27 protein-coding genes and 1 pseudogene are annotated in these 25,865 nt (G+C 62.7%); 14 read left to right on the top strand and 14 right to left on the bottom strand.

Annotation, left to right across the window (positions count from 1 at the left end):
* Nucleotides 1–113: 113 nt before the first annotated feature.
* Complete coding sequence (gene parC, locus NKL06_RS02635) at nucleotides 114–2,366, top strand: DNA topoisomerase IV subunit A (protein WP_023694915.1); 2,253 nt, start codon at nucleotides 114–116, stop codon at nucleotides 2,364–2,366.
* Between the two features lie 256 nt (nucleotides 2,367–2,622).
* Here the strand turns inward: parC and NKL06_RS02630 are convergent.
* Nucleotides 2,623–3,819: pseudogene (locus tag NKL06_RS02630) on the bottom strand (IS256 family transposase).
* A 177-nt stretch (nucleotides 3,820–3,996) separates the two neighbouring features.
* Here NKL06_RS02630 and NKL06_RS02625 point away from each other — a divergent pair.
* Nucleotides 3,997–5,211, top strand: a complete 1,215-nt coding sequence (locus tag NKL06_RS02625; RefSeq protein WP_023693242.1) for an AI-2E family transporter — start codon at nucleotides 3,997–3,999, stop codon at nucleotides 5,209–5,211.
* Here the strand turns inward: NKL06_RS02625 and NKL06_RS02620 are convergent.
* The 3 genes from NKL06_RS02620 to NKL06_RS02610 form a co-directional block, all read right to left on the bottom strand.
* The gene (locus NKL06_RS02620) at nucleotides 5,199–6,095 is read right to left on the bottom strand and encodes a DMT family transporter (protein WP_023693243.1); all 897 of its coding nucleotides are present in this window, start codon (nucleotides 6,093–6,095) and stop codon (nucleotides 5,199–5,201) included. The two genes, NKL06_RS02625 and NKL06_RS02620, sit on opposite strands and share 13 nt — an antisense overlap.
* Before the next feature lie 120 nt (nucleotides 6,096–6,215).
* Nucleotides 6,216–6,980 carry an arginyltransferase gene (locus tag NKL06_RS02615; RefSeq protein ID WP_023682417.1) on the bottom strand — a complete coding sequence of 255 codons (765 nt, stop codon included), beginning with the start codon at nucleotides 6,978–6,980 and terminating at the stop codon, nucleotides 6,216–6,218.
* Between the two features lie 139 nt (nucleotides 6,981–7,119).
* A complete protein-coding gene (locus NKL06_RS02610) occupies nucleotides 7,120–7,590 on the bottom strand; it encodes an RDD family protein (protein WP_023682416.1) in 471 nt (156 codons plus the stop codon).
* A 190-nt stretch (nucleotides 7,591–7,780) separates the two neighbouring features.
* On the opposite strand from NKL06_RS02610, the gene sthA reads away from it, so the two are divergent.
* Nucleotides 7,781–9,169 (top strand): Si-specific NAD(P)(+) transhydrogenase, encoded by a 1,389-nt coding sequence (gene sthA / locus NKL06_RS02605; RefSeq protein ID WP_023682415.1) that lies wholly within the window; start codon nucleotides 7,781–7,783, stop codon nucleotides 9,167–9,169.
* Nucleotides 9,170–9,226: 57 nt separating this feature from the next.
* Here sthA and NKL06_RS02600 read toward each other — a convergent pair whose 3' ends face one another.
* On the bottom strand, nucleotides 9,227–9,898 hold the full coding sequence (locus tag NKL06_RS02600; protein ID WP_023682414.1) for an alpha/beta hydrolase: 672 nt from the start codon (nucleotides 9,896–9,898) through the stop codon (nucleotides 9,227–9,229).
* Between the two features lie 217 nt (nucleotides 9,899–10,115).
* Between NKL06_RS02600 and NKL06_RS02595 the strand changes: the two genes are divergently transcribed.
* Complete coding sequence (locus NKL06_RS02595; protein WP_023682413.1) at nucleotides 10,116–11,351, top strand: OpgC family protein; 1,236 nt, start codon at nucleotides 10,116–10,118, stop codon at nucleotides 11,349–11,351.
* Nucleotides 11,352–11,366: 15 nt separating this feature from the next.
* Here the strand turns inward: NKL06_RS02595 and NKL06_RS02590 are convergent, their stop codons facing one another.
* Nucleotides 11,367–12,449: a LacI family DNA-binding transcriptional regulator gene (locus NKL06_RS02590; protein WP_023682412.1), complete on the bottom strand. Its 1,083-nt coding sequence runs from the start codon at nucleotides 12,447–12,449 to the stop codon at nucleotides 11,367–11,369.
* A 146-nt stretch (nucleotides 12,450–12,595) separates the two neighbouring features.
* Between NKL06_RS02590 and NKL06_RS02585 the strand changes: the two genes are divergently transcribed.
* Both NKL06_RS02585 and NKL06_RS02580 read left to right on the top strand, forming a co-directional pair.
* On the top strand, nucleotides 12,596–12,739 hold the full coding sequence (locus NKL06_RS02585; RefSeq protein WP_023673015.1) for a hypothetical protein: 144 nt from the start codon (nucleotides 12,596–12,598) through the stop codon (nucleotides 12,737–12,739).
* Nucleotides 12,740–12,802: 63 nt separating this feature from the next.
* Nucleotides 12,803–12,946 carry a hypothetical protein gene (locus NKL06_RS02580; protein WP_023673014.1) on the top strand — a complete coding sequence of 48 codons (144 nt, stop codon included), beginning with the start codon at nucleotides 12,803–12,805 and terminating at the stop codon, nucleotides 12,944–12,946.
* A gap of 39 nt (nucleotides 12,947–12,985) precedes the next feature.
* Here the strand turns inward: NKL06_RS02580 and NKL06_RS02575 are convergent, their stop codons facing one another.
* Nucleotides 12,986–13,360 (bottom strand): DUF423 domain-containing protein, encoded by a 375-nt coding sequence (locus NKL06_RS02575; protein ID WP_023673013.1) that lies wholly within the window; start codon nucleotides 13,358–13,360, stop codon nucleotides 12,986–12,988.
* A 43-nt stretch (nucleotides 13,361–13,403) separates the two neighbouring features.
* A complete protein-coding gene (locus NKL06_RS02570; protein ID WP_023693244.1) occupies nucleotides 13,404–14,669 on the bottom strand; it encodes a multidrug efflux MFS transporter in 1,266 nt (421 codons plus the stop codon).
* A 150-nt stretch (nucleotides 14,670–14,819) separates the two neighbouring features.
* On the opposite strand from NKL06_RS02570, the gene NKL06_RS02565 reads away from it, so the two are divergent.
* The gene (locus NKL06_RS02565) at nucleotides 14,820–15,485 is read left to right on the top strand and encodes a GntR family transcriptional regulator (protein ID WP_023693245.1); all 666 of its coding nucleotides are present in this window, start codon (nucleotides 14,820–14,822) and stop codon (nucleotides 15,483–15,485) included.
* Between the two features lie 82 nt (nucleotides 15,486–15,567).
* Nucleotides 15,568–15,828: a DUF982 domain-containing protein gene (locus NKL06_RS02560; protein WP_023682408.1), complete on the top strand. Its 261-nt coding sequence runs from the start codon at nucleotides 15,568–15,570 to the stop codon at nucleotides 15,826–15,828.
* A 72-nt stretch (nucleotides 15,829–15,900) separates the two neighbouring features.
* Here the strand turns inward: NKL06_RS02560 and NKL06_RS02555 are convergent, their stop codons facing one another.
* Nucleotides 15,901–16,059 (bottom strand): hypothetical protein, encoded by a 159-nt coding sequence (locus NKL06_RS02555; protein ID WP_023673009.1) that lies wholly within the window; start codon nucleotides 16,057–16,059, stop codon nucleotides 15,901–15,903.
* Nucleotides 16,060–16,237: 178 nt separating this feature from the next.
* On the opposite strand from NKL06_RS02555, the gene NKL06_RS02550 reads away from it, so the two are divergent.
* Nucleotides 16,238–17,209, top strand: coding sequence for a glycosyl transferase family 90 (locus NKL06_RS02550; protein ID WP_023693246.1), 972 nt, complete (start codon nucleotides 16,238–16,240; stop codon nucleotides 17,207–17,209).
* A gap of 20 nt (nucleotides 17,210–17,229) precedes the next feature.
* Here the strand turns inward: NKL06_RS02550 and NKL06_RS02545 are convergent, their stop codons facing one another.
* Nucleotides 17,230–18,273, bottom strand: a complete 1,044-nt coding sequence (locus NKL06_RS02545) for an aldo/keto reductase (protein WP_023693247.1) — start codon at nucleotides 18,271–18,273, stop codon at nucleotides 17,230–17,232.
* Nucleotides 18,274–18,517: 244 nt separating this feature from the next.
* Between NKL06_RS02545 and ppk2 the strand changes: the two genes are divergently transcribed.
* Complete coding sequence (gene ppk2 / locus NKL06_RS02540; protein WP_023689516.1) at nucleotides 18,518–19,438, top strand: polyphosphate kinase 2; 921 nt, start codon at nucleotides 18,518–18,520, stop codon at nucleotides 19,436–19,438.
* A 189-nt stretch (nucleotides 19,439–19,627) separates the two neighbouring features.
* Here ppk2 and NKL06_RS02535 read toward each other — a convergent pair whose 3' ends face one another.
* Together NKL06_RS02535 and NKL06_RS02530 are read right to left on the bottom strand one after the other, a co-directional pair.
* On the bottom strand, nucleotides 19,628–20,272 hold the full coding sequence (locus NKL06_RS02535) for a dihydrofolate reductase family protein (RefSeq protein ID WP_023693249.1): 645 nt from the start codon (nucleotides 20,270–20,272) through the stop codon (nucleotides 19,628–19,630).
* A 110-nt stretch (nucleotides 20,273–20,382) separates the two neighbouring features.
* Nucleotides 20,383–21,078, bottom strand: coding sequence for a winged helix-turn-helix transcriptional regulator (locus NKL06_RS02530; RefSeq protein WP_023682403.1), 696 nt, complete (start codon nucleotides 21,076–21,078; stop codon nucleotides 20,383–20,385).
* A 176-nt stretch (nucleotides 21,079–21,254) separates the two neighbouring features.
* Here NKL06_RS02530 and NKL06_RS02525 point away from each other — a divergent pair, with 176 nt between their 5' ends.
* Together NKL06_RS02525 and NKL06_RS02520 are read left to right on the top strand one after the other, a co-directional pair.
* Nucleotides 21,255–21,581, top strand: a complete 327-nt coding sequence (locus NKL06_RS02525) for a DUF1330 domain-containing protein (RefSeq protein ID WP_023693250.1) — start codon at nucleotides 21,255–21,257, stop codon at nucleotides 21,579–21,581.
* A gap of 140 nt (nucleotides 21,582–21,721) precedes the next feature.
* The gene (locus tag NKL06_RS02520) at nucleotides 21,722–22,486 is read left to right on the top strand and encodes an imm11 family protein (protein ID WP_023693251.1); all 765 of its coding nucleotides are present in this window, start codon (nucleotides 21,722–21,724) and stop codon (nucleotides 22,484–22,486) included.
* Nucleotides 22,487–22,489: 3 nt separating this feature from the next.
* Here NKL06_RS02520 and hemB read toward each other — a convergent pair whose 3' ends face one another.
* On the bottom strand, nucleotides 22,490–23,545 hold the full coding sequence (hemB, locus tag NKL06_RS02515) for a porphobilinogen synthase (protein WP_023693252.1): 1,056 nt from the start codon (nucleotides 23,543–23,545) through the stop codon (nucleotides 22,490–22,492).
* A gap of 88 nt (nucleotides 23,546–23,633) precedes the next feature.
* The gene (locus NKL06_RS02510) at nucleotides 23,634–24,140 is read right to left on the bottom strand and encodes a pyridoxamine 5'-phosphate oxidase family protein (RefSeq protein ID WP_031208744.1); all 507 of its coding nucleotides are present in this window, start codon (nucleotides 24,138–24,140) and stop codon (nucleotides 23,634–23,636) included.
* A gap of 180 nt (nucleotides 24,141–24,320) precedes the next feature.
* Here NKL06_RS02510 and NKL06_RS02505 point away from each other — a divergent pair, with 180 nt between their 5' ends.
* On the top strand, nucleotides 24,321–25,358 hold the full coding sequence (locus tag NKL06_RS02505) for an enoyl-CoA hydratase/isomerase family protein (protein WP_023693253.1): 1,038 nt from the start codon (nucleotides 24,321–24,323) through the stop codon (nucleotides 25,356–25,358).
* A complete protein-coding gene (locus NKL06_RS02500) occupies nucleotides 25,355–25,777 on the top strand; it encodes a DUF6163 family protein (protein ID WP_023682398.1) in 423 nt (140 codons plus the stop codon). Before NKL06_RS02505 ends, NKL06_RS02500 begins: the two co-directional genes overlap by 4 nt.
* The last annotated feature ends 88 nt before the right edge of the window (nucleotides 25,778–25,865 follow it).

Raw genomic sequence — 25,865 nt, 5'->3', positions numbered from 1 at the left:
CCGTCACATCCATTGTCGGACCTTGAGCCGCCCTCGTAAGCCCAAAGGCTGCAAAGTGCGGATTTCCGCAGCCCCGCCTTGCCGCGAATCACCCGCTCGGCTAGTCCAGCCGCATGGGAAAAAGGATTTTGCCGCCTGAAAATGGCGGTGGTGACCACATCGAACCGGTCGATCTGAAGAAGGCGCTGGAAGAGCGCTATCTCGCCTATGCGCTGTCGACCATCATGCACCGGGCGCTGCCTGACGTGCGCGACGGGCTGAAGCCTGTGCATCGCCGCATCATGCATGCGATGCGGCTGCTCAGGCTCAACCCCGACCAGGGCTTTGCCAAATGCGCCCGCATCGTCGGCGACGTGATGGGCAAGTTCCATCCGCATGGCGACCAGTCGATCTACGACGCGCTGGTGCGCCTGGCGCAGGATTTCTCCATGCGCTATCCCCTCGTCGACGGGCAGGGCAATTTCGGCAATATCGACGGCGATAACGCCGCCGCCATGCGCTATACCGAGGCGCGCATGACCGAGGTGGCGAGCGATTTGCTTGCCGGCATCACCGAGGACGCCGTCGATTTCCGGCCAACCTACAACGAGGAGGACGAGGAGCCCGTAGTGCTTCCCGGCGCCTTCCCGAATCTGCTCGCCAACGGTTCCTCCGGCATTGCGGTCGGCATGGCTACCTCCATCCCGCCGCACAATGCCGCCGAGCTTTGCAACGCGGCGCTGCAGTTGATCGAGCAGCCGGACGCGCCCGTGACAAAGCTGATGGAGTTCGTCCAGGGGCCGGATTTCCCGACCGGCGGCATCATCGTCGACAGCCGCGCATCCATCCTGGAGGCCTATGAGACCGGCCGCGGCGGTTTTCGCGTGCGCGCCAAATGGGGCCAGGAGGATCAGGGCAGGGGCACCTGGAGCATCGTCGTCACTGAAATCCCCTACGGCATCCAGAAGGCCAGGCTGATCGAGAAGATCGCCGAGCTGTTGATCGCGCGCAAATTGCCGCTGCTCGAGGATGTCAGAGACGAAAGCGCCGAGGACGTCCGCATTGTGCTCGTACCGAAGAGCCGTTCGGTCGATCCCGGCATTCTGATGGAATCGCTGTTCAAGCTGACCGAGCTCGAAAGCCGATTTCCCCTCAACATGAACGTTTTGTCGCGGGGCAAGGTGCCTAACGTCCTGTCGCTGAAGGGCGTGCTGAAGGAGTGGCTCGACCATCGGCGCGATGTGCTGATCCGCCGCTCGAAGCATCGGCTTGGCGAGATCGAGAAGCGGCTGGAAATCCTTGCCGGCTACCTGATCGCCTACCTCAACATCGACGAGGTCATCAGGATCATCCGCGAGGAGGATGAGCCCAAGCAGGTGATGATGGCCCGTTGGTCGCTCACCGACACCCAGGCCGAAGCCATCCTCAACATGCGGCTGCGGGCCTTGCGCAAGCTGGAAGAGTTCGAGATCCGCAAGGAGTTCGACGGTCTCACCACCGAGAAGAAGCAGATCGAGGCATTGCTCGCATCCGACGCCAAGCAATGGTCGACGATCAAATGGGAAGTCACGCAGGTTCGCGACAAGTTCGGCCCCGAGACCGAACTCGGCAAGCGCCGCACCCAGTTCGCCGACGCGCCGGAGCATGATCTGACCGACATTGCGCACGCCATGATCGAGCGCGAGCCGGTCACCGTGGTGGTCTCGGAAAAGGGCTGGCTGCGGGCGATGAAAGGCCATCTGGCCGACCATTCCACGCTCACCTTCAAGGAAGGCGACAGCCTCAAGCTCGCCTTCCATGCCCAGACCACCGACAAGATCCTGGTCTTCACCACCGGCGGAAAATTCTACACCATCGGCGCCGACCGGCTGCCGGGCGGCCGCGGCCATGGCGAACCGATCCGCATCATCGTCGACATGGACAACGACCAGGACATCGTCACCGCCTTCGTCCACGACCCGAAGCGCAAGCTGCTGCTCGTCTCCTACGATGCCAATGGTTTCGTCGTGCCTGAGGAGGAAGTCGTCGCCAACACCCGAAAGGGCAAGCAGGTGATGAACGTCAAGGCGCCCGACGAGGCCAAGGCCTGCGTCCCGGTGTCAGGCGATCATCTCGCCATTGTCGGCGAGAACCGCAAGATGCTGGTGTTTGCGCTCTCCGAAATTCCCGAGATGGGCCGCGGCAAGGGCGTTCGCCTGCAGAAATACAAGGATGGCGGTCTGCTCGACCTGAAACCCTTCACGCTGGCGAGCGGCCTGTCCTGGCAGGATTCCGCCGACCGCACCTTCGTCAGGTCGCGCGAGGAGCTGGCGGAATGGATCGGCGCGAGAGCGTCGGCCGGACGGATGGTGCCGAAGGGATTCCCGCGGACGGGGAAATTTGGTTGAAGCTGCTGATCTCCCCCCAAGTGGGGGAGATGGCCGGCAGGCCAGAGGGGGGCGCTGTCCCGCCAGCGCATCAAATGGTCATGGCTCGCCACTCGGTCGCAACTCTTGGGTCTTCAATGTCGGGTGCCAGGCTGGCGATCCTTCGCGCCCCCCTCTGTCCTGCCGGACATCTCCCCCACAAGGGGGGAGATTGGCAGCTTCACCAACCATGGTTGTGTGCGTCAAGTTCTGCAAAAAGGGGCGGCCATGATGCTGGTCATGCGGCTTGGCGCAGAGCGAGCTTCTTGTGCTCGCGCAGGTCGTCCATATTGATGTATCGGTTGGCCTCCATCCAGTTTTCATTGGTCTCGACGGCCAAGGCCCTGACCAGGCGCAGGCAGCTTTCGGTATTGGGGAAGATGCGCACGACATAGGTGCGCCGGCGGATTTCCTCGTTGAGCCGCTCCAGCATGTTGGTGGATTTGAGATGCTTGTGGTGCTGTCTCGGCAGCCTGAAGAAGGTCAGGGTTTGTTCGATGGCATCCTCGGCCCAGCCTGTCAGGCGCGGATAGCGTGCCGACCATTTGGCAAGCCATGCGGCAAGATCAGCCCTGGCCTCTGCGAGATCGCGCCGGTCGTAGAGCCAGCGCAATTCCTGCAGGCAGTCGTCGCCGTGCTTCCTCGGCAGATGATCGAGCGCGTTCCTGAGGAAGTGCACGTAGCAGCGTTGCCAGGCGGCTTCGGGGATCACCTCGCCGATCGCTGCCACCAGGCCGGCGTGATCGTCGGACACAACCAACTCGACGCCCTTGAGGCCGCGCGCCTTGAGGCCGACGAGGAAGTCCCTCCAAGCCGAGCGGCTCTCGCGATTGGCCATCTCCACGGCCAGGATCTGGCGCCTTCCGTCCCAGTCGATACCGACCGCGATCAGCACCGCCTGGCTCATGACAACACCGGCTTCACGCACCTTCTCGTAGCGCGCATCGAGGATGAGGTAAGGAAACGGCTATTGAAGGGGGCGCCTGGCAAAGGCAGCGAGGCTCTCGTCCAGCCGCTTGTTGATGGCCGAGATCGACGAGGCCGAGAAGGCATGGCCGCACAGTTCTTCCGTGATCGCCTTCACCTTGCGGGTCGACACGCCCTGCACATACATCTCCGCCAGTGTCGCCACCAAGGCCCGCTCGGAACGCTGGTAGCGCTCGAACAGCTCGGTGGAGAAGCGCCCGGCACGGTCCTGCGGAACCCGCAGCTCGAGCTTGCCGACCCGCGTCACAAGGGTACGGCCGTAATAGCCCGAGCGATAGCCAAGCCGTTCGGGCGTGCGCTCGCTCTTCGAGGCACCCAGCGCCTCGTCCATCTCGGCCTCAAGCACCTCCTGCATCACCGCACGGAGCACTTCGTGCAATCCATCCGGGTTCGAAAGCAAAATGTCTTTGACGGCAGCGCTGGCGGTCTTAACTTCAGTCTTGGTCATGGTGGCGTTCCTTCGCGGGAATCAGGTGACGTGAACAATCACCAGCCTGCCATGACCGCCCCCTCTCAGCGAATTTGCAGAACTCTCAGCACACTACCCCAACCATTTGGACTATCGTCACGATTGCGGCACTATAACAGTGCATAAACGCTGTGTAGGCTGGGGAGAATTGACCGTTTGAAGGAAGCGAAGATCCAGAAGCCGGAACGTCAGCAGCGCCTGTTCGGCCTGTCGACACCGTTGCGATCCGCCGTCATTCCGCCGCTGTCGGCGGCGCGCTGGCTGTTGGTGCTGATCGTTGCTGCCGGCGTCTATTTCTTCCACGGCTTCCTGTTTCCCGTGCTGGCAGCCCTCGTCATTGCTTTTGCCAGCTGGCCACTCTACCGCCGGCTGCTTGCCGGTGTCGGCGGCAACCGCACCGTCGCCGCGACGCTCGCCATCCTGTTCATCCTTGCCTTCCTGGTGGTGCCGATAGCGCTCGCCGGCACCTACGCCATCAACGAGGTCCGCGAATGGGTGGGCTGGGCGATCGAGACCAACAGGCACGGCGCGGTCACACCGCACTGGATCACCTCGCTGCCTGTCGTCGGCGAGTGGCTGAACGAACAGTGGATCGACAATTTCGGCCATCCCGGCGGCATCGGCGAGCTGATCCAGCTGGTCAGCGGCGCCAATATCGGCAGCATCTATCGCGGCGTGCTGGCTGCCGGCGGCAGCGCCTTCGGCCTGTTGCTGACGCTGCTGTTCATGATGATCGCGCTGTTCTTCGCCTACCGCGACGGCGAACACTTTGCCAGCCAGATCGACCGGCTCGGCGAACGCATCCTGCCGACGCGCTGGGAGCGGATTTCGCGCGTCGTGCCGGCGACCATTTCCTCGACCGTTACCGGCATGACCGTGATCGCCATCGGCGAGGGGCTGGTACTCGGCATCGCCTACTGGCTGGCCGGGGTGCCGTCGCCGGTGACGCTGGGCGCATTGACCGGCGTGATGGCGTTGATCCCCGGTGGCGCGCCGCTGTCGTTTACGCTTGTGTCGATCTACCTCGCCGCCAGCGGCTCGCCGATGGCGGGTCTGGCGCTGTTCATCTGGGGCGCGGTGGAACTGTTCATCGTCGACAAGACCTTGCGCCCGAAGCTGGTCGGCGGACCGATCAAATTGCCCTTCCTGCCGACCTTTTTCGGCCTGATCGGCGGCGTCAAGACGATGGGCTTTCTCGGCCTGTTCATCGGCCCCGTGCTGATGGCGCTGCTGGTGGCGATATGGCGCGAATGGCTGCGCGAGGTGGAACTGGCCGAAGACACCGTTCCAGATGCCGTCGCCGAGCTCGAAGGCGGGCCGCCGCAGATCGAGATTGTCGCCGGCCCGGCGAAGAAAAGTCAGGCTGGGTAAGCGACAGCAAGTGCTGCCCGGCGCTTGCGCCCCTCATGCAGCTGCCACAGGGAATGCGCGACCAACGTGACGATCAGGATCACGCCGCCGATCAGGCTGTTGCGCGACGGCGTCTCGGCAAAGATCATCCATATCCAGACCGGCGCCAGAACCGTTTCCAGGAGATAGAACATCGCCACTTCCGGGCCTGAAATGTATTTCGGCCCGTTGGCTAGGCAGAAGAAGGCGAACGGCATGATGACGGCGCCGTTGAAAACGATCCACCATGGCGCTTCCACCTGGAAACCGGTCTTGGAAACCATGAGTGCCGCCAGCCCGAACGGCAGCAGGACGCCGGTCAGCGCGGTGAACCCCATATCCCTGCCGCTGGCGCGCGAAACGGTGATGGCGCAGGCAATCGCCAAGGCCGAACACAGCGCCATCACGTCGCCGAACAGATATCCCGTGCCGACGGAATCGCCGACGATGATGGCGATGCCGACGATCATCAGCGCCATTGCCGCAAGCGTCAGCGGCCGCGGTCGCTCCTTCAGGAACAGCCACGACAGCAGCGCCGAGAACATGGTGGAGAAGGCCAGGATGAAAACCAGATTGGCGGTCGAGGTGTTGTAGACGGCAGTGATGAAGGCGATTGCGCCGAGCCCGTAGAGGGTGGCGACGACGAGCCCCGACCAGCCGGGTATCAGCTGCGGAGCATTCTTGCTGAACGAGCGCCAGATGGCCCATACGATCAGCCCTGCCACGAAGGTGCAGCCGGTGCGCAGCAAAAGGATCGTCCAGGCTTCGCCATGGGCGAGCCGGATCAGGGGAATGTCGATGGTCAGCGCCAGCCCGCCAAGCGCGGTGAGCAGAAGTCCTTTGGTTTGGGCATTGTGAGAGGACATGCAACGGCTTTCGCAATGATTTGAGCAGATGCCGGTCGGCGCAATCGCCCCGCCAACGGGCGGAAGACCAGCATCGTCTCGGCTGAAAATGTTTAGATCAGGATCTGGTAAGAAGAAAAATCAGCGCGTGACCGCTTCGTGGTCGTAGCGTTCCCAGCCCTTCGGGCCGAGATGCTCCTGCGGCATGAAGCGCATTTTATAGTTCATCTTGCGCGAGCCGTTGACCCAGTAGCCGAGATAGACATGGGGCAAGCCCATGGCCCGGGCGCGGGCGATATGGTCGAGGATCATGAAGGTGCCGAGCGAGCGGTCCTCGAACTCGGGATTGAAGTAGGAATAGACCATCGACAGGCCATCGGCCATCTTGTCGGTCAGCGCCACGGCGATCAGCTCGCCCTGGCCCTTGCCGGTGATAAATGTGTCGGGGCCGCGGCGCCGGTATTCGATCACCTTGGTGTCAACATGGGTATCCTCGACCATCATGGCGTAATCGAGCACCGTCATGTCGGACATGCCGCCGCGGCGGTGGCGGGCGTCGAGATAGCCGCGAAACAGCGAATACTGCTCGGTCGACGGCTGCGCGTCGTGCATGGCGCCGATGAGATCGGAATTGCGCTGGATCACCCGCTTCATGTTGCGGCTGGCGGTGAACTCCTGCGCCAGGATGCGCACCGAGACGCAGGCGCGGCAGGTCTCGCAGGCGGGACGGTAAGCGATGTTCTGCGAGCGCCGGAAACCGCCTTGCGTCAACAGGTCGTTCATCTCCGGCGCCTTGTCGCCGACCAGATGCGTGAACACCTTGCGTTCGAACTGGCCCTCAAGATACGGACACGGCGATGGCGCGGTCAGGAAGAACTGCGGCGACTGGGTCGGATGGTGCGTCATCGAACCTTGGGAACACTCCTGCGAATCGCTCTACCTTTGGCTTGGCTGGCGAAAAATTCAACAGGATTGTGAAGGCGGGGTTGAACGGACCCCTTCACATTTGCGCACAAATGCCTGTTGGCGTCGGTTGAACGCCGGTTCAACGGTCGCTGCGGCTGACGACGGTGCCAAGCAGCAGGTCGTGCAGTGTGCGCTTGCGATCGGAAAACAGCGTCACCAGGAGGACGAGCGGCGTCAGGATGACCGTGCTCGCCCAGAACAGCACCGAATGGACAACGGCGGTGAGGCCGTCGATACGGCTGCCGTCGAGACGATCGAGCCGAATGCCCATCATCTTCATGCCTGATGTGGCCTGGTAGCGACCGCCCAGCGTGTTCCAGATGTAGAGAATGGCGACCGCCGGCACGAGGATGGAATACAGCGCCCAGCCAAGACCGAATGTCAAAAGGCCAAGCACGGCCACCAGGATCGCGAACGGAATGGTGAGCAGCGCCACGATGCAATAGTCGATGATGAAGGCCAGGATGCGCCGCGTGCGCACACCGTCATAGGCCCTGACGTCGTCGAGCCTGCTGGTGATGATTTCGCCGTCAAGTACGCGCGCGTTCATGTCATGTCCTCGTAACAGGCGCCACGCTAGGGTGCGCCGCCACTGAAATGGTGAAGACCGCGGGCGGAATCAAGATCGGTTCGTCCATCGGTCCGGGTCGGCAGTGTGACGCGGTTGAGCCGATTGAATTTGGTGGACGGATGGCGTTAGCTTGCTGCGGCGCAACAAGACGCCGAGGGGACGGGGTTACATGGATTACGACATGCTGGTCATCGGCAGCGGCCCTTCCGGGCGCCGCGCCGCGGTGCAATCGGCAAAGCTCGGCAAATCGGTGCTGGTGGTCGACAGGGGCCGGCGCCTCGGCGGCGTCTCGGTGCACACCGGCACCATCCCGTCGAAGACGCTGCGCGAGACGGTGCTGAACCTGTCCGGCTGGCGCGAGCGGGGCTTTTACGGCCGCGGCTACCGGGTCAAGCAGGACATCTCCATCGCCGACCTGGTCGAGCGGCTGCACAAGACGCTCGACCACGAGGTCGAGGTGCTGCAGCACCAGTTTATGCGCAACGCCGTCAAAAGCGTCCGCGCCATGGCGAAATTCGTCGGCCCAAACAAGGTCAGCCTGACGGCAGACAATGGCGACTACTCGGAGGTTGGTTTCACCAATGCGCTGATCGCGGTCGGCACCAGGCCGCACCGGCCGCGCGACGTGCCTTTCGACAAGATCCGCGTCTTCGACAGCGATGAGATGCTGGAACTCGACCATCTGCCGCGCACGCTGACGGTGATCGGCGCCGGCGTCATCGGCGTTGAATATGCGACGATCTTTTCGGCGCTCGACGTACCGGTGACGCTGGTGGAGCCGCGCAACACCATCCTCGATTTCGTCGACCGCGAGATCGTCGACGACTTCATCCACCAGATGCGCGACCGCGGCATGACCATTCGCCTCGGCAGTACGGTCAAGGAAATCGTCTCAAAACCCGACTATGCCGAAGTGACGCTCGCCGATGGCCGCACCATCCGCTCCGAGATCGTGCTTTACGCCGCCGGCCGCAGCGGCAATCTCGGCAGCCTCGGCCTCGACGTGGTCGGCATCGAGGCCGATTCCCGGGGCCGCATCAAGGTCGATCCGCAGACCTTCCAGACCAGTGCGCCCAACATCTATGCCACCGGCGACGTCATCGGTTTCCCCAGCCTTGCCTCGACATCGATGGAGCAGGGCAGGGTGGCCGCCTGCCACGCCTTCGGCGTGCAACTGCCACCGCCGCCGGAAACCTTCCCCTATGGCATCTACGCCGTGCCGGAAATCTCCACCGTTGGTCAGTCGGAGGAGCAGGTGCGCGAGAGCGGCGCTGCTTATGAAGTCGGTCTGGCGCGGTTCCGCGAAACCTCGCGCGGCCACATAATGGGCGTCAACTCCGGCTTTCTGAAACTGCTGTTCTCGGTCGAAACGCGCCGCCTGCTCGGCGCCCACATCGTCGGTGAAGGCGCCACCGAACTGATCCATATCGGCCAGGCGGTGATCAACCTCGGCGGCACGGTTGATTTCTTCGTCAACAACACCTTCAACTATCCGACGCTGGCCGAAGCCTACAAGATCGCCGGGCTCGATGCCTGGAACCGGATGGGACAGGGCTAGGCGACGAGCATCTGCTCAGCCGTTCCGCCGGGCGCCGATGCGGTCTACCAAGGTCTCTTAGCCTGCCTGGCGTGCGACCAATGCTGGTCCCGCCAGCCATTGCCGGACGATGGCGGCATCCGGGTCGCCGATTTCGTGACCTGAAGGCACGATGCGCGCATCGACCTCGGCGCCATGTTTGTTGAGCAGCCTCACCAGTGGCGGCGCAAACGGCCCGTAGGTCTCGTCCGCGGCACCAGCGACAATCAGGACGCGCCTTCCTGTCAGATCGGTTGCCGGCGCATCGTCAAGCACGGGCATTGCTCTCAGCAACGCCGCTTTTCGGACGAGGCCGGAGTTGAGCAGCATCAGGCTGGAAACCAGATTGGCGCCGTTGGAATAGCCGAGGAAAGTCGCCCGGGCGAGGTCGAGCCCGTGGCGCTTTGCGGCCTCGCTTGCGAAGGCGGCAAAGTACGATGTTTCGGCACGGATGCTCGCCTGTTCGAAACTGGTCGGCGTGATCCGCTCGAACCAGCGGAAGCCGTCTTCTTGGCGGATGCGGCCACGCACCGCGACCAGCGTGGCGTTAGGGGCGATCTGCCTCGCAATCGGGACCATCGTCGTTTCGTCGACACCCGATCCGTGCAGTAAAAACAGGCTCTCGCCGCCGGCATTCTCCGGCTTGAGGAGGCGGTAGGGAAAGGCCAGATCCTGGTGCAGAAAGGCGTTCTCGTCGCTATATCGATCCACGCTCATATCTCGTTGTTTTCACGGAGACATTGGTCCTTTGCCAGCTTCAAAACGGAATATTTTCACGCTCCGCCAAATGTGATTGCAACAGGCTCATTTCAGACCGTTTCTGCGCCGATATGCTCCCTGCGGGAGGAATCGAAGCGGTGTGCGCCGATGGTCGCATCCCGGCATGAACAACGCGAGCATCCTTGCTCTCCTTTGAGGCCTTTTGTCGATGACCCTGCCAGTCCCGCCCGATCGCGCCCCGCCTATCGCCGATCGCGCTCCGCGTATCGCCGATCGCGCTCCGCGTATCCCCGATCGCGACACGCGCATTGACGTGTTCCGTGCGCTCGCACTCCTGACCATCTATATCGACCACGTGCCGGGCACCGTCTTCGAAACGCTGACCTACAAGAATTTCGGATTCTCGGACGCGGCGGAAGCCTTCGTGCTGATTTCCGGCATGTCGGTCGCACTCGCATATGGCACCAAGTTCCAGCCGGGCGGCCGGCTGCTGGCGATGTTGAAGATGTGGCGCCGGGCCGGCGTGCTTTACAGCGCCCACATCGTCACCACCATGGTTGTGATGGCGTTGTTCTGCGCCGCGGCGGTGTTCGGCCGGCGGCCGGAACTGCTCAAGCTGATCAACATCGAGCCGCTGATGAAGAACACGCCGGAGGTCATGATCGGCATTGTCACGCTCGGCCACCAGCTTGGCTACAACAACATCCTGCCGGTCTATGCGGCGCTGCTGTTGATGGCGCCGCTCTTCCTGCTCTTCGTCAGCTACCGGCCGCTGCCGGCGCTGGTCTTTTCCGGCGCGCTGTGGCTCGTCGCCGGCCTCTGGCAGATCGCGCCGCCGAACTATCCCGAGCCCGGCTTCTGGTTCCTCAACCCGCTGTCCTGGCAATTCCTGTTCAACATCGGCCTTGCCGGCATGCTGCATGTCAGGCGCGGCGGCACAATTCCCGTCAATCGTTGGCTGGTGGGCGCCGCGGCGACCTATGTCGCGGCAGCGGCGGTCTGGGTGCACAGCCCGCTCTGGGGCGAGATAACGTGGTTTAACCTGCCCGTGGTGATCGGCGGCTTCGACAAGACGTTCCTGTCGCTGCCGCGGCTCCTGCACATATTGGCGGTGAGCTATCTGATCGTCGCCCTGCCGGCTTTCTCGAACCTGTTCCGTCTCAGCCCGGACCATCCGCTTGCCCTGCTCGGCAAGCGCTCCTTGCCGGTGTTCCTCGCCGGCACGCTGATCGCCATGGCGGCGCAGGTGATGAAGCTGATCAATCCGGGCGGCTTTGCCTATGACGTCTTGCTGATTTCGGCCGGCATCGCCATGCAATTCGCGCTCGCCTTCTATCTTGAGTGGCTGTCCGGCATCGGCTTGGGCAAAAAGCCGGTTCGCAAAGAAGCGCCAGCCGTTCACCAGACCTTCGGCATGCCCGCGATGCCAAGGCTAAGCCGATGATCCCACATCAGCCGCCTAGCTAGCAGGCGAGGGGCCGGACGACCCCCGCACCACAAGATCGACCGGCAGCAATTGCCGGTGCTGCGAGCCGTCATTTTCGAGGATCGCCTTGACGGCCAGCCGGCCCATCTCGGCGATCGGCTGGGCGACAGTGGTTAGTGGCGGCTCGGAGTCGGCGCCTTCCGGCACGCCGTCGAAGCCGACGATTGACACATCGCCCGGCACGGCAATGTTACGCTCGCGCAGCCAGTCGAGCGCATGCAGCGCGATCTTGTCCGACATGGCCAGGATTGCCGTCGGCGTCTGCGGCAGCGCGAAAATATGATCGAGGCCGGCCCGAACGCTCGCCTCGTCATTGAGGGTTTCGTAGATTGGCACTTGCGAGACGTCGATGCCGAAGCGGGAGAGCTCGCCGAAATAGCCACGCAGACGGTCGCGTGTGCCCGAGTAGAGGGATGTCGTCTCGACTTGCTCCTGCGTGACGGGACCAAAGCCAGCGTCGGCAGATTCCAGGGCGAGTACGGCAAAGCTGCGATGGCCGAACTCGGCCAGATGGCGCGCCGCCAGACCCGCGCCGGCGACGTTGTCGACGCCGATCGCAGCGACCGCCTCATTTTCCGAATCGAGATCAAGCGCCACGAAAGGCAGTTTGCGTTCGCGCGCCAGTTCGACCAGCCGCGACCCACCCTCGATGCAGAACACGATGAAGCCGTCGACCAGGGCGCTCTGGATGTTCCAGGCGAGCTGCTCGCTGTTGGCGGCCGAGACCAGCGAAATTCCGGCGCCGGTGGCGTCGCAGGCCTGCGAAATGCTGGCCATCATGACGCGGGCAAAGGGATCGTCGAAGAAATAGGACAATGGTTCCGCCGTTGCCACGCCGATGGCGTTGACCTTGCCGGCGCGCAGCAGCCGGCCCTTGGGATCCGGGCCGGCATAGCCCATCGCTTCCGCCGCCGCCTTGACCCGCTCACGGACCTCTTCGCGCACGATTTCCGGGCGAGCGAACACGTTGGACGCGGTACCGTGCGAGACCCCGGCCGCCTTGGCGATGTCGGCAAGCCGCACTGGTCTCGTCTTGCCGGAGGTCAATGCCGTCATTTTCGTCTCCTGAACCGGAGCCTGTTTAGCACTTTCGTTGGATCGGTTCAAATTTTCCCTTGATCGGACGGCGGAGAGGGTCTATATTTGAATCGATCCAAGGGATTCACCAAGTATAACTTGGATCGATTCAAGAGGAGGGTGCCGTGCATCCCGTGAATTATCTGTTCGAAGACATCTACGGCAATGATTGGGGCATAGTCTCCGACGCCGCCACCCGCAGGCGCCGCGACAAGGTCGGGCCCTGGAGGCGTGACCTGCAATACCTTGTGAAACGCAAGCGCAGCTGATCGGCCCCGGCATTTTCGTGCCAGCTGATTGGATCGATTCAAGTTCTTGAAGAGGAGACGAACATGCATCCCGTGAAGCATCTGTTCGAAGACATTTATCGCAATTACTGGGGTATCTCGCCTGCCACGGAGCAGCCGGAAAGGCGGCGGCCGACCAAGTCTGCCAAGCGCAACCGCGACCTGCTGCCGCAAAACCGGCAGGATTAAGCCTCGTGTGATATCTGATGGGACAGGGTTCTTGGCTCGTCAGGACCGTTGCCGCACGAGCGCCGAGGCCGCGATCACCAGCCAGCCCGCGATGAGCAAGGTGCCGCCGATCGGCGCCGACATCGGGAACAGCCGCGATCCCACGAAATCCCGTGCCAGCAGATCGCCGCAGAACAGAACAAGCCCGACGAGCAGCACCAGGCTGCCGATCCGCAAGATCCGGTTTGCGCCGGCGAGGCCGACGGCCAAAAACACCGGCGCATGCATGAGCAGGAAGGATGCGGCCGTGCCGACGAAGGCGCCGCCGAGATGCGCTGATGCCGCCGACAGCGCCACGCCCGCCGCGCCGGCAATGCCGCCGGCGAAAACGAGGATGCGCGCGCTGTTTGCTGGTGCTGACTCGGCGATGCTCATGTCTCGGGCTCCGTGATTGACGATAGGCGGCGCGACCTGTCTGTCAGGATTTTTCCGATATCGCCAGCATGTCGCGCGTGCGGCGCGCCTGGGCCAGCCAATTATACGCGGCACCGCCCGCCATCAGCAACGACGTGCCGAGAAACACCGCGCGCATGCCGAAATGGCCGCCGACGAAGCCGCCCAGCAGCGGCCCCGCAACCTGGCCGACATATTGCGCCGAGATTGCCAGGCCCAGCACATTGCCGCCGACCCCATCGGGAACATTGTGGCGGATGACGCTGGTGATGCAGGGCAACAGCCCGCCCAGCACCAGACCCATAAGGAACCGCAGCCCGACCAACTGCCAGCTCTCGGTGACGAAGGCCTGCGGTATCAACAGCAGCGCCGAGACGGCCAGCGATGCGACGATGACGTTCCAGTGGCCGATGCGGTCGGCGAGTTTGCCCAGCCGTGACGCCGACAGGATGGCGCCCAGCGCCGCCGCCGACATGACGACACCTGAGACCAGGGTCACCCGGCTTGCCTCCGCGACCAGTTGCTGGACGTAAACGGTGATGATCGGCTCGATCGACATGTTGGCGAAGGTGAACAGCATGCCGGTCGCCAGCATGGCCACGACAGGGCGTTTGTCGGGGATCTGCGCCCAACTTCCCTTTGGTTTCTCCTCGCGTTTTGCCTGTACTGGCGGGCGAGGCATCTCCTTTATCAGGAACGTCGTCGCCAGCGCCGCCAGGAAAATGACGCCGCCCGCGATGAGGAAGGTGGCGCGAATACCGATCAATGGCGGCAGCGCGCCGCCAAGCAACGGGCCGACCAGGGAGCCTGCGGTGATGCCGGCCGACAGCACGCCAAGCGCCCAGCCGGAGCGCTCCTTCGGCGTCTGCATGGCGACAAGGATCGTCGAGCCTGAGGAATAACCGCCGGCAAAGCCGATCAACAGGCGCAAAAGCACCAATTGCCAGACGGTCTGCACCATGCCGGTCAGCGACATGCAGATCGCCATGCCGAAACTGGCACGCACCAGCATCACCTTGCGGCCATAACGGTCACCCAGCCGTCCCCACAGTGGCGCGACAAGGGCGGCGGCAAGGAAGGTGGCGCCGAAAGCGATGCCGGACCATTGCACGATCGCCGCGTGGCCCACGGCGCCCAGCTGTTCGACATAGAGCGGCAGGAACGGCAGCAGCAACGTCATCGCCACAAGCGTGCTGAACGATCCGGCAAAGCACACGAACAGGTTGCGCCGCCAATGAATGTTGTAGGTGGAAGGCGCTTCGGCGGCCCGCGCTGCACTGTCCTGCGGCATGTCCTGTCCTGTCCGCTTGCTGCGGATACCATTTTGGGATACCAATTTGGCACCCTCATGGACGCAAAGCCCGGCTGCTGTCAATCAGGCGCCCTCAATGTGATCGGCAAGACCAATGGGCAAGGCCGATCGCCAGCAATGGAAGCAACTATGTCGCAGATGCAGATCGTCGAAAAAGCGCTTCGCGAGATGATCCTTGGCCTCGAGGTCGGTCCTGGCGAGCGGCTGACGGAGCGCTGGATCGAGAGCCGCTTCGGCGCCTCGCGCACGCCGGTCAGGGCAGCCCTGCTGCGGCTGGAGACGGAAGGGCTGATCTGCCGCGACGGGCGCGGTTGGACCGTGTCGCCGATCAACCTTGCCGAACTGGAACAGATCGCGGTGTACCGCGAAGCCGTCGAGGTCGCGGCGGTCAGGCTGACTTCGGCGCTGGCCGACAGGAGCGCAGCCGATGTCATCAAGGCGATGCTGGACTCCTGCGACACTGCCACGCCGCGCGAGGAATGGCACCGCGTCGGCATGGATTTCCATATCGAACTGGCGCGGCTCTCCGGCAACGAGTTCCTGTTCCGGGCCGTGCGCGATGCCATGACGCGCCTGTCGCGGGCGCGCTGGCTGGAGGTGCGCGACGAGGCAGCGCTCGGCCGCGCCTGGAGCGAGCATCACGCCATTCTGGCAGCGGTGCGGGCCGGCGATGCCGATGCGGCGGCGGCGCGACTTTCCGCCCATATCGCCGGCAGCCGCGCCCGCCTGGTGACGTCGTTGCACAATGACCGGCGCGGCCTGCGCGCCAGGGGTTTTGCCGTCGTCGCCGCTTGATACCGGTCACGAAAACGAAAGAACGCCGTCGCGATCCGCTTTCGGCCTCGCTTCGCGGACGCCGATGGCGTAAGAGGCGGCCATGGAAAACAACCGATTTGAAACACCCGTGACCGTTAAGTCGGGCACGGAGGGAAGCACTCAGCTCTTACGTACGGTGCGCGAGGCTTCCGATTACCTGCTCAACAGCTGGCCCGGCAAGCGCAGCCCCAAGCACCGCGAAGCGCTGCAGGCCTGCCATGACGCGCTGGCCGGCGACAAGCCGGCGATGATTGCAAGACGCGCCTTCATCGCCGCCGCGCGCGAGGTCAACGTCTTCGTCAGCGACAAGGCCCCGGCCTGATCACATCGGCCTGATCAGACCGGCATTTTGCCAGGATCCGGCCCGTTTCGCGGGCCGGTGATCCTGTCTTGCCTATTTTTCTGTCTCGGTGTCGGTTTTGGAACTTGCCTCGTTCTCAGGCTCGGCGCGCTCCTTGGCCGCGACCTTGGCGGCGAGCTTCTCCGCCTTCTTGGCGGCCTTCTGCCGGTCGCGCTCTTTGCGTTCCTGACCGTAATTCGGTGGTCGAGCCATATCGTTTCCTTTCGCTGTGCCTGATCCTGCCTAGAAGCATTGGCCGGCAAACACAACAGCGCCGCGAGGGCAGATGCCAGCGGTTGTGGACTTGCGTGATGGCGAACACAATGGTTTAGAAAAGGCTGCGGGACAGTTGCTGGAGCCGCCGCCGACCGATTTCGAATCAAAACGACCGATGGCCACGCTTCAAAGAAACGCACAGAAGCTGATCTACTATGCGCGCAACGCCATGCGCGACATCGCGCCGCCGGTTCTTTTCCGGCGCCGGCTCGGCCGGCTGCTCGATCAGGCCAGGCTTTCCGACGCATCGGTCCGCCAGCGGCTCAATTACTACAACACGCTGCGGGAGCCTTTTAGCCCCAGCCCCGAGGCCGTGCCGGTCAGCCGGCTGCCGTCGGACCGCAGCATGTACTATTACGATCTGAAGGAGTTCACCCGTTATTTCGACCCAGATCTGCGCATCGACCTGGAATTCGGCGACGTCATCGAAGTGCCGAAGATGCCGTCGATCGTCAAGGACCGGCCGATAGCGGGCGACAACGGCAACGGCGTCCTGTTCAAGCTGAACAAGTTCCGTCATTTCTACATGCCGGCCGACGATATCGCCTTCGCCGACAAGCATCCGCTCGTCGTTTGGCGCGGCGAACTCAACAATCCGATCCGCACCTTGTTGCTGGATGCAGCCCGCAATCTGCCGTTCTGCGATGTCGGCACGCCGAGGGCGACAGCACCTGCGGAATACCGCAAGCCCTATCTCAGCATCGATCAGCAGCGCCGCTACCGCTATATCATCTCGCTCGAAGGCAATGATGTCGCGACCAATCTGAAATGGATCATGAGCTCGAACTCGCTCTGCCTGATGCCGCCGCCGACCTATGAGACCTGGTTCGCGGAAGGGCAGCTCGAGCCCGATGTCCATTATGTGCCGCTGGCGCCCGACTTCAGCGATCTGGCCGACCGCGTGCACCATCTCGAGAAACATCCGGCCGAGGCCCAGCGCATCGTTGCGGCGGCCAACACCTATTGCCGCAAATTCGCCGACGAGCGGGCCGAGCAGGCGATCTGCCTGCTCGTGCTCTACAAATATTTCGTGCTCAGCGGCCAGATCGAGCCCGATCCGCAGGTCTGGCGGTTTATCGCGGGCTAGCGGTCTCCGGCGCCCTTAAGTCAGATGATGCTGCGGTCCATAACCAGATCGGCCGGGCCGAAGCGGTCCTTCGCCGTAAACTGCTGGTGCCAGTAGGGATAGAGCACCGGCGGCCGGCTGACGGCATCGAGACGCTGGCGTTCATCAAAGGACAGCGTCAGGCTTGCCGCGGCGAGATTGTCTTTCAACTGGGCTTCGTTGCGCGCCCCGATCACCAGCGAGCTGACGGCCGGCCGGCCAAGCAGCCAGGCCAGCGCCACCTGGGCCGCCGAAACGCCGCGTGCCGCACCGATATCGACCAGCACGTCGACAATCCGCCACAGCCGGTCCTCGTCGCGGATCGGGGGTTCCGACCAACCGCCGATCTGGCGCGCCGTCGGACTGTCGCGGCGGTATTTTCCCGACAGCAGGCCGCCGGCGAGCGGGCTCCACACCAAGACGCCAAGGCCCTGGTCGACCGAGATCGGCAAGAGCTCATACTCGGCCTCGCGTGCTTCCAGCGTGTAGTGGATCTGCTGGGTGATGAAGCGCGGCTGGTGCTGGCTGTCGCTGATGCCGAGCGCCTTCATGACCTGCCAGCCGGAATAGTTGGAGCAGCCGACATAGCGGATCTTGCCCTGGGCAACCAGCGTGTCGAGCGCGGAGATGGTTTCCTCGAGCGGCGTCGCGCCGTCCCATTCGTGCAGGAAATAGATGTCGATGACATCGGTCCTGAGGCGCTTCAGGCTCTTCTCGCATTCGCGGATCAGATGATGGCGCGACAGGCCTTCGTCATTGGGGCCCTTGCCGATCCGCATGCGCGCCTTGGAGGCGATCAGCACGTCGTTCTTGCGCTTGCCGCCGAGCGCCTCGCCGATGATCTCTTCCGACAATCCGTTCGAATAGACATTGGCGGTGTCGATGAGATTGATGCCGGCATCGATGCAAGTGTCGATGATGCGCGAGGCCTCCGCGAGATCGGAATTGCCGACGGCAGCGAACGGCCCGCTGCCGCCGAAGGTCATGGTTCCCAAGGTCAGCGCCGAAACTTTCAAGCCGGAACGGCCAAGCGTGCGGTATTCCATGTCAGATCCTCGTAGTTTTGGTGGGGAGGCGGTTTTAGCAGGAAAGGGCGGGGAAGCCCGAAGGGGTCCGCTATTTGTAGGACAATTTGAGCGGCTTGTCGCCATGCCAGGGCGCTGGATCGGCAATGCCTCGCTGCTTTGCAGTGAAGACCGGCTGGCCGGCGGCTTGCAATAAAACCGTCATTGCCGGCCTATATCAAGTCGGCTCAGGGTTTCATGTCAGCCGGCAAGCGGAGCATTGGAAATGAATGAGCTAAAGCAGAATTCTGCGGCCAGGGATTGGCTGGAAGCCGAACTCGCCGACACGCTCGATGAGGACTATGAGCTGGAAATCTCGGAGCCGGCGCTGTCGCTGGAGATCGCCAAGATCTACAAGAACGCGCATCCGCCGTCGATCGATCGCATGCAGTATTTCCGCGACCTGATCGGCTTGCAGTCGGAACTGATCAAGCTGCAGTCCTGGGTTGCCTACCACAAGAAGAAGCTGGTGGTGGTTTTCGAGGGCCGTGATTCCGCCGGCAAGGGCGGCGTCATCAAGCGCATCACCCAGCGCCTCAACCCGCGCATCTGCCGCGTCGTGGCGCTGCCGGCGCCGACCGAGCGCGAAAAGTCACAATGGTATTTCCAGCGCTACGTGCCGCATCTGCCGGCCGGCGGCGAGATCGTGCTGTTCGACCGCTCCTGGTACAACCGCTCCGGCGTCGAGCGGGTGATGGGCTTTGCCGAACCCGATCAGGTCGAAGAGTTCTTCCGCGATGTGCCGGAGTTCGAGCGCATGCTGGTCCGCTCCGGCGTCACGCTGGTCAAATACTGGTTCTCGATCACCGACGAGGAACAGCAGATGCGCTTCATGATGCGCATCCACGATCCGATGAAGCAGTGGAAGCTGTCGCCGATGGACCTGCAGTCGCGCGTGCGCTGGGAGCAGTACACCAAGGCCAAGGAAGAGACGTTTGCCCGCACCAACATCCCAGAGGCACCGTGGTACATCGTCGAAGGCAACGACAAGAAGCGGGCGCGGCTGAACTGCATCGACCATCTCCTCAAACAGCTGCCCTATGAGGACGTGCCGCACGAAGAAATCACGCTGCCCGAGCGGGTGTTCAACCCGGAGTACGAGCGCCAGGTCCTGCCGCGCGAGCTTTACGTGCCGGAGAAGTATTGAGCACTTCTCCTTCTCCCCGTTTCACGGGGAGAAGGTGCCCGAAGGGCGGATGAGGGGCAGCGCCGGCATCGACGAATTCACAGCCGTCGGACGCTGCTAACCTCCAAAAGCAGCGCTGCCCCTCATTGCCTGCCGGGCATTTCTCCCCGTAGAACGGGGAGAAAGAAGCCTGCGCCTATCACTTCGCCACTACACCCGCTTGATCGTCACATGCGTGGCGAGCGCTGTCGCCACCTGCTCGGTGCACTGGTAACCCAGCTTCAGCATATCCAGCCCGGCAAACAGGCTCTCGCCCCTCCCGAGCAACACCGGCGACACCGCCAGATGCAACTCGTCGATGAGCTTCTCTTGCAGATATTGCCGGATGGTGGAAACGCCGCCGCCGACGCGGACATCCTTGCCGCCGGCCGCGGCCTTTGCTTGTTCGAGCGCGGCGTGGATGCCGCCGGCAACGAAGTGGAAAACGGTGCCGCCTTCCATCACAATGGGGTCGCGCTTGTAGTGGGTCAGCACGAAGGTCGGCACGTGATAGGGCGGGTTGTCGCCCCACCAGCCTTTCCAGCTCTCGTCTGGCCATTCGCCGCGGATTGGGCCGAACATGTTGCGGCCGAGGATCCAGGCCCCGACATTGTCGAAGCTGCGGACAGTGAACCGGTCGTCCACATCGGTGGTGCCGCCATCCTTGCCGACCATCTCATGGAAGGTGCGGGTGCCGGTCATCCATTTGTGCAGATATTCGCCACCAACGCCGAGCGGATTTTGCAGGTCCTGGTCAGGACCGGCGCCGAAACCGTCGAGCGACAAGGTGAAGGCATTGACGCGAAGTTTGCACATGGAGACTCCCTTTCGGTGACCAGTTGTGATTTGCAATCAGTATTCAAACTGATTGCATCTTGCAACTAGTATTTTTAGAGGCAAGCCGATCTGTGGAATGCGCAGGGACCTCAAGCCGCCACGCGCTTCGGCATCACGGCAAACGGGCTGAGCCCAAGCCAGATCTGCATCTTGCCGGCGACGTCGAGATCGCCGGTCAGGCTGATCTTGTCGCGTTCCTTGTGAACTGTCGTCAGCCCCATCCAGATCGAGGTCATGGTGCACAGATCGGTCGAGACGTAGAGATCGACGTCGAAGCCCGGATCGTACCAGCAAAGATCGACCTCGCCCTGCTTTTCGACGATCAGCCACCACGATCGTTTTGACGCCGGCAGGTCATGGTACAGGAATTGTATCACGGTGCGCCCGTCCGGCAGCGGACTGGGGTTCAGATTGCGCCGCATGTCCCACATCAGCAGCGACGGATCGAGGTTTTTGAGCGACAGCCTGGCCTCGACCCATTTCTGGCCCCAAAACCCCATCGCCTCGACAACCGGGCGCAAATCCCGGCCCGCCTCGGTCAGCCGGTATTCGAACACGCCCTTCTCGGTCGCGATCTCGGTCCGCTCGACGATGCCGCCGGCCTCGAGGTCCTTGAGCCGTTGCGACAGAAGGGTTGGCGACATTTTCGGCACGCCGCGGCGCAAATCGTTGAAGCGGGTCGATCCCGCCACCAGTTCGCGCAGCAGCACCATGGTCCAGCGTGTGCAGAGCAGCTCGGCGGCCATGGAGAGCGGGCAGAATTGCTTGTAACCGGCTTGTGTCATGTGGTGAGCTCCAAAAGATGTTGCCGGACCTTATTCAGAAAACCTGAGTTCAGCCAGTACAGAAGCTGTACTGGCACCCCCGGTACAGTTCTGTGACTGGAGCGGTCCGGCGCCGCCATGCGAGGCAGCGGTCACGTCACCGGGCAGTCCGGTGCCGATCCATGAGGAGTTGGACAATGACCGCTTACGTGATCGCAGACATCAAGGTGAAGGACGACAAATGGGTGCCGGCCTATGCCGCTTCGGTGCATGACCTCGTCCACAAGCATGGCGGCAAGTATCTCGCCCGCAGCGGCAATGTGAAGACGCTGGAGGGCAAGCCGCTCGACACCAGCCTGATCGCCATCATGGCGTTTCCGTCGGCAAAGGCAGCCGAAGCCTTCACCAACGATCCGCAATACGCTCCGTTTGTGGCGGAGCGTCAGAAGGGCAGCGACAGCCGCTTCCAGCTGATCGACGATACCGATCTCGCCGGAACGATTCCTTATTTGCCAAAGGCGTGAGGAAAAGCCGGAACCCGGAAAGTCCGGGTTCCGGCTAGCCCTTCAGCATTTGCGCCACTTCGGGCGCGAAGCAGGTGGACGGGTACTCTCACGCGATTTAGTCTTGAACTCGAAAGTCGGTAAACTGAGCAGGCGCGCACGTGACCATTATTTCACTCATTGCAAAACTGTTTGCCAACCGGAACCGCCCGCAGAATAGGCCAGCTCAAGTCCCAGAGCGGGTTTTCCGCAAAGAGGCGAAATTCAAGAAACATGGAAAATTCTTCCAGATCGGACCGACATATCGCGGCGGGTCCCATTGTCTTCAGCTGGAAAACGCCCAAGCTTTGGTGCCGCCATCCCGCATACTGCTCGGGCCGACGGAGTTTGGGGGATACGGCTTTCCTGAGTACCCGGAGACGCCCAGGCTACGGCCTGAAGCGACAGACTATTGCAGGCCACCAAAAGACTTAGAAGATTTTCATTGTTACTGGCTTGTATCCGAGCGCCTGAAGGACGTTCTGCAGTCAGTCGACCCCGATGGGGTCGTGTTTAACGACTGCGACGTATTCTATTTGAGCGGAAAGCCGATCGAACCAAAGCACTACCTTTGCGACATCGTTCGCAAGATTGATGCCGTGGATCTCGAATCGTCGAAGTTTAGGCTTTTGATCGGCGAGAATGGAGGCGTCCACTACGACCGCGCCGGAGGCGCCTGCTTCTATTTCAAGGAGGAGATTGTTGGCGATGCGCATATCTTCAAACAGAAGAACATGGGCATTGTCATTTGCACCCCCAAATTGAGAGAAGCCTGTGTTGAAGCAGGCATCAAGAATCCCGACTTGTTCCAAGACATGTCGGTTTACGGGAGCGGTCGGCTGGATTTCGAAACAAGAAATGTCAAAGAGAGTTATGTGCTGGAGTGAAATTTATCCCTTCAGCATCTGCGCCACTTCCGGCGCGAAGTAAGTCAGGATGCCGTCGCAGCCGGCGCGCTTGAAGGCGAGCAGCGATTCCAGCATCGCTTTCTCGCCGTCGATCCAGCCATTGGCAGCCGCCGCCTTGATCATCGAATATTCGCCCGAAACCTGGTAGGCGAAGGTCGGCATCTGGAACTCATCCTTCAACCGCCGGATGATGTCGAGATAGGGCAGACCGGGCTTGACCATCAGCATGTCGGCGCCCTCGGCGATGTCCTGCTCGGCCTCGCGCACCGCTTCGTCGGAATTGGCGTGGTCGAGATAGTAGGTCTTCTTGTCACCCTTGAGCAGGCCGGCGGTGCCGACCGCCTCGCGGTAGGGGCCGTAGAAGGCGGAGGCGAATTTCGTCGCATAGGACATGATCGCCACATCCTGAAAACCATTGGCGTCGAGCGCGTCGCGGATGGCGCCGATGCGGCCGTCCATCATGTCGGACGGCGCGATGATGTCGGCGCCGGCCGCCGCCTGGATGACGGCCGCGGCGGTCACCTGTTCCACCGTCTCGTCATTGACGATGATGCCGTCGCGCAAGATGCCGTCATGGCCGTGCGAGGTGAACGGGTCGAGCGCCGCATCGGTGATGATGCCGATCTCCGGCACCGCGTCCTTGATGGCGCGGGTGGCGCGGTTGATGATGTTTTCCGGGTCGAGGATGTGCGATCCCGTCTGGTCGCGCAGGCTGAGTTCAACATTGGGGAAGGTGGCGATCGCCGGAATGCCGAGCTTAGCGGCCCGCTCGGCCTCCTTGACGGCGAGGTCCAGCGACAGGCGGAAGACGCCGGGCATGGCGGCGATCGGCTCGCGCGTGTTCTTGCCGTCGATCACGAAGATCGGCCAGATCAGATCGTTCACCGTAAGCCGGTTTTCCTGCACCAGGCGGCGCGACCAGTCGGCCTTGCGCATGCGCCGCAAGCGGCGGCTGCCGGTGATCTCGTCGACGCTGCGCGCACCGGCGGGCTTTGCCGGTGCGAATTTGTTGCTCGTCGCGGGGGTGAATTTGTTCATCGCAAAAACTCCGGGTCGGGGCGGCTTTTACCACGAGGCCTTGCCGCTGACCAATGCGACACGATTGTGCCAGTCGATAACGCGCTGCTTACGGCTTCGGCGGCCACGCCAGTTCTGGGCCGGTTTTGAAGAACGACACATTGTTGGTGAAGGTGCTCTCCGGGGCGAGCCGGATCAGGCGCCCGTCCGGATGGCCGATGTCGGCGACATTGTCGATGAACCAGCGGTTCCAGGTCGCCTCCGGGCCGAGATATTTGTGCAGCAGCCGTTTGAAGCGGTTCGGCGCCATCGCTTCTATGGTGGCGACGCCGCGCAGGCCGAGATGCAGCAGGATGCCGGCCTCATTGTCGAAATGGACGATCTCCACGGCGCAGCGCGGGTCACGTTCGAGGTGTTTGACAGCACTTGCGCCGGTCGAGCCGAGTAGCCAGATCGCAGCGTCCTCCCAGATGAACCACATCGGCGCGTTGCGCGGCGCGCCGTCAGCGGTCACGGTCGCCAGATTGGCCATCAGCGGGCGGCTGAGAACATCATCCGGGTCGAACTTTTTCGGCATCTCCCAGCCATGGCTCGGCGCTGCGGTTTGAAGCGTCATGCGTTTGTCCCTGCATCAGAAGAAAGGCTGTTTTGCCCGGCAATTTTGCGCGCATTTCTGTCGGGGGCAAAGCACGGTCGCGTTGCCTTGCGAAAATCCAAACCGCGCCCGCCGGTTGACGCACCCATGCGCCACCTTTAGCACTTCAGTCCCGCAGGCGCGGGGAGGGATTCTCTGACGATGGACTTTGGCGGCGGCGACGAGATCCGCTTCGAACGGTTGGGCAAGGCAGGCGTCGTCACGCTGACGCGGCCGCAGGCGCTCAATGCGCTGACACATCGCATGATCAAGGCGCTGGACAAGGCGCTCGACGCTTTTGAACGCGATACCGGCGTCGATGTCGTCGTCGTCAAGGCCGAGGGCAGAGCGTTTTGCGCCGGCGGCGACATCATGCACGTCTACGAGGCCCGCGCCGGGAAGCCGCCGGTCGAGTTCTTCGCCGACGAATACCGGCTCAACGCCCGCATCAACAGTTACAAAAAGCCCTATGTCGCGCTGATCGACGGGATCGTTATGGGCGGCGGCGTCGGCATCTCTTTCCACGGTTCGCAGCGTGTGCTGACCGAGAACGCCCAGTTCGCCATGCCCGAAGTCGGCATCGGTTTCTTCCCCGATGTCGGCGGCAGCCATCTTCTGCCCGACCTTGGCGGCAGCTTCGGCATGTATCTGGCGCTGACCGGCAACCGCATCCGCTATGGCGATGCGCTGTGGTCTGGCCTGGCTACCCACACCATCAAGGCCGCCGACCAGGCTGCCTTTCTCGACCGGCTCTGCGCCAATGGCGATCCGGAATCGGTGCTGCGCGGCTTTTTCGTGCCGGCCAGGCGGGAGACCGGCCAGCCGGTGCTGGAAGCCATTGCCCGGCATTTTTCCCAACCCTCGCTCGCCGAAATCCTCAAGAGCCTGGAGCGGGCGGCAGGCGCCGACGAGTTTGCCGCCAAGACGCTCGCCACCATCCGCACCCGCTCGCCGACCAGCCTCAATGTCGCGTGGCGCCAGATCAGCGCCGGGCTGACGCTGTCGATGGAAGCCTGCATGAAGATGGAGTTCCGCATCCTCAACCGCATGCTGGCCGGGCACGACTTCTATGAAGGCATCCGCGCCGTCCTCGTCGACAAGGGTTCGACGCCGCAGTGGCGGCCGGCAAGCCTGGCCGAGGTCGACGCTGCTTCGGTGGACGCCTATTTCGCGCCGCTCGAACGGGAGCTCGAACTGTGAGCGAGGTCACGTCGCGGCGCATCGTGCTGCAGCCCTCGGGCGTCGAGATCATCTTCGCCTGGTTCCAGCGCGTCATAGCGGGCTATTGCCTGCTGTTCGGCATCCTGTACTGGATCCGGCTGATCGGTTTTTATCCCGGCCCGCTGTGGCGCTTCGACCTGATGCCGGTGCACTGGCAGGTCGTGGCGGTGATGCTGGCCGTGTTCTTCCCCTTCGCCGCCGCCGGCCTGTGGATGCTGGCGTCGTGGGGCCCGGTGATCTGGTTCATCTGTGCTGTCACCGAGACCATCATGTATGCCGGCTTCCCCGATCTCTACGGCCACCGGCCGCTGATCGTCTTCTCGCATGCCGCGGTCGCGCTGCTCTACATCGCCTTCCGCGTCGTCATCTGGATGCGCAAGCGCCCTGCGCGCGCCTGAAACGCCGCCCCGCAGCCATTGGCTAAATCTTTAGGTTAATTATCCTTGCTCGGGTGACCGTTCGTTAAGCGTCTTGCGAAACCTATTA

It is taken from the genome of Mesorhizobium sp. C268A, from assembly GCF_040324475.1.
In the GTDB taxonomy this organism is placed as follows: domain Bacteria; phylum Pseudomonadota; class Alphaproteobacteria; order Rhizobiales; family Rhizobiaceae; genus Mesorhizobium.
The sequence above is the reverse complement of the archived record's forward strand: the minus strand, read 5'-3'. Positions and strand labels throughout refer to the sequence as shown.

Coding starts and splice junctions, on each gene's coding strand:
- parC (WP_023694915.1), top strand. CDS start 114: ATGGGAAAAAGGATTTTGCCGCCTGAAAATGGCGGTGGTGACCACATC.
- NKL06_RS02620 (WP_023693243.1), bottom strand. CDS start 6,095: ATGTCCTCTCACAATGCCCAAACCAAAGGACTTCTGCTCACCGCGCTT.
- NKL06_RS02615 (WP_023682417.1), bottom strand. CDS start 6,980: ATGACGCACCATCCGACCCAGTCGCCGCAGTTCTTCCTGACCGCGCCA.
- NKL06_RS02610 (WP_023682416.1), bottom strand. CDS start 7,590: ATGAACGCGCGCGTACTTGACGGCGAAATCATCACCAGCAGGCTCGAC.
- sthA (WP_023682415.1), top strand. CDS start 7,781: ATGGATTACGACATGCTGGTCATCGGCAGCGGCCCTTCCGGGCGCCGC.
- NKL06_RS02595 (WP_023682413.1), top strand. CDS start 10,116: ATGACCCTGCCAGTCCCGCCCGATCGCGCCCCGCCTATCGCCGATCGC.
- NKL06_RS02590 (WP_023682412.1), bottom strand. CDS start 12,449: ATGACGGCATTGACCTCCGGCAAGACGAGACCAGTGCGGCTTGCCGAC.
- NKL06_RS02580 (WP_023673014.1), top strand. CDS start 12,803: ATGCATCCCGTGAAGCATCTGTTCGAAGACATTTATCGCAATTACTGG.
- NKL06_RS02575 (WP_023673013.1), bottom strand. CDS start 13,360: ATGAGCATCGCCGAGTCAGCACCAGCAAACAGCGCGCGCATCCTCGTT.
- NKL06_RS02570 (WP_023693244.1), bottom strand. CDS start 14,669: ATGCCGCAGGACAGTGCAGCGCGGGCCGCCGAAGCGCCTTCCACCTAC.
- NKL06_RS02565 (WP_023693245.1), top strand. CDS start 14,820: ATGTCGCAGATGCAGATCGTCGAAAAAGCGCTTCGCGAGATGATCCTT.
- NKL06_RS02560 (WP_023682408.1), top strand. CDS start 15,568: ATGGAAAACAACCGATTTGAAACACCCGTGACCGTTAAGTCGGGCACG.
- NKL06_RS02555 (WP_023673009.1), bottom strand. CDS start 16,059: ATGGCTCGACCACCGAATTACGGTCAGGAACGCAAAGAGCGCGACCGG.
- NKL06_RS02550 (WP_023693246.1), top strand. CDS start 16,238: ATGGCCACGCTTCAAAGAAACGCACAGAAGCTGATCTACTATGCGCGC.
- NKL06_RS02545 (WP_023693247.1), bottom strand. CDS start 18,273: ATGGAATACCGCACGCTTGGCCGTTCCGGCTTGAAAGTTTCGGCGCTG.
- ppk2 (WP_023689516.1), top strand. CDS start 18,518: ATGAATGAGCTAAAGCAGAATTCTGCGGCCAGGGATTGGCTGGAAGCC.
- NKL06_RS02535 (WP_023693249.1), bottom strand. CDS start 20,272: ATGTGCAAACTTCGCGTCAATGCCTTCACCTTGTCGCTCGACGGTTTC.
- NKL06_RS02530 (WP_023682403.1), bottom strand. CDS start 21,078: ATGACACAAGCCGGTTACAAGCAATTCTGCCCGCTCTCCATGGCCGCC.
- NKL06_RS02525 (WP_023693250.1), top strand. CDS start 21,255: ATGACCGCTTACGTGATCGCAGACATCAAGGTGAAGGACGACAAATGG.
- hemB (WP_023693252.1), bottom strand. CDS start 23,545: ATGAACAAATTCACCCCCGCGACGAGCAACAAATTCGCACCGGCAAAG.
- NKL06_RS02510 (WP_031208744.1), bottom strand. CDS start 24,140: ATGACGCTTCAAACCGCAGCGCCGAGCCATGGCTGGGAGATGCCGAAA.
- NKL06_RS02505 (WP_023693253.1), top strand. CDS start 24,321: ATGGACTTTGGCGGCGGCGACGAGATCCGCTTCGAACGGTTGGGCAAG.